Genomic DNA, 1,288 nt, shown 5'->3' with positions numbered 1-1,288 from the left:
TCGAAGATCAGCAGTCTTGGTGGACTATCTGACCAACGCGACCCTGTTGGCCGCGTCACGATCCGACGCACAAAACCCTTCCCACCAGCGGAAATGCGTTAACTACCCGGCCTTGGGTCAGGCTCCGCCCCCTCGAGGAGAACCCTTCCTGCCAGCCAGGCCCGTCGATTGCCGACCCGGTTGAGCACCACCGGGGAGTGGATGCGGGACCTGTGACCCCGGCCCCGACAGGGGGTCAAACCCACGGCGGTTCCCCATGCGAAAGGGCCGGAACATCATCTGGGGCAGCTGCCGTGCTAATAACCACGGCGGGAGTGTCAAGCCAGTACGCATCGAGTAACACGGCGAACTGCTCCACGCGATGTTCGTCTGTATCCATGAGATGTACAACGATCCCACGCACCTGCACGACACGCCTGCTGCTCTGGATGAGGCGCCGATGGTGCAGCGATGGCAACGGAGCGCCCTACGACAGGCCGCCGCAGCCTGTCCTGCGAGGTTCGCAGTCAACTCGGCGTGAAGTTCGCGGTGTTGTTCTCACGCCTCGACGAGCGGCAGCGGCGGCTGATGATGGGGGCCGAGGCCCGGGTTCTGGGCCACGGCGGTATCCGGGCGGTCGCGCGGGCGGCTCAGGTCAGCGAGACGACGGTCCGCAAGGGCGTGGACGAGTTGGAGGCCGGCGAGGAACCCCTGGGCCGGGTCCGTAGGCCCGGTGGTGGCCGGAAGAAGTCCGCAGATCTTGATTCGGAACTGCGGCCCGCGCTGCTGGCACTGGTGGAACTTGAAGAACGGGGCGATCCTATGTCGCCGCTGCGCTGGACGGTGAAGTCGACCAAAAGCCTCGCGGCCGAGCTCATGAGGTGCCCCCGGCGGTGTGGACACTCTGGCAATGGATCTTGTTGATCCGAGGAAGGGTGTCCTGGTGGGACGTAGGTCTCCGTATCCGGAGGAGTTCAGGAACGACGCGGTGGCGTTGTACCGCGCCGCTGGTGGAAAGCGCACGTATGCGGCGGTCGCGGCGGATGTCGGCGTGACCGGTGAGACGCTGCGCAGTTGGGTGCGCCAGGCGGACGAGCAGGCCGTCCGTGCCGGCGGCCGTGATGAGGGTCCGGCGGAGGGCCGTGATGAGGAGCTGGCCTGGCTGCGGGCGGAGAACGGCCGGCTGCGCAAGGCCGAGAAGGAATGGGAACTCGTGAGGCGTCCCCCGGAGTGTGGACACGGGGGTTTCATGCCGCGAGCGTGAGTCTATGCTCTGCCCGGTGCTGCTGTTCGAACTCGATAGGTGAGA

General features: G+C 66.1%; 2 pseudogenes. Both read left to right on the top strand.

The annotated features are described in order from the left end of the window. Positions 1-450 precede the first annotated feature (450 nt). A pseudogene (locus ABT160_RS47040) lies at positions 451-861 on the top strand (ISAzo13-like element transposase-related protein); the annotation flags it as partial. A gap of 61 nt (positions 862-922) precedes the next feature. Continuing rightward, a pseudogene (locus tag ABT160_RS47035) lies at positions 923-1,180 on the top strand (transposase); the annotation flags it as partial. Positions 1,181-1,288: the final 108 nt, after the last annotated feature.

The sequence above is a fragment of the Streptomyces sp. NPDC001941 genome (genome assembly GCF_040296945.1).
Lineage (GTDB): Bacteria > Actinomycetota > Actinomycetes > Streptomycetales > Streptomycetaceae > Streptomyces.
The sequence above is the reverse complement of the archived record's forward strand: the minus strand, read 5'-3'. Positions and strand labels throughout refer to the sequence as shown.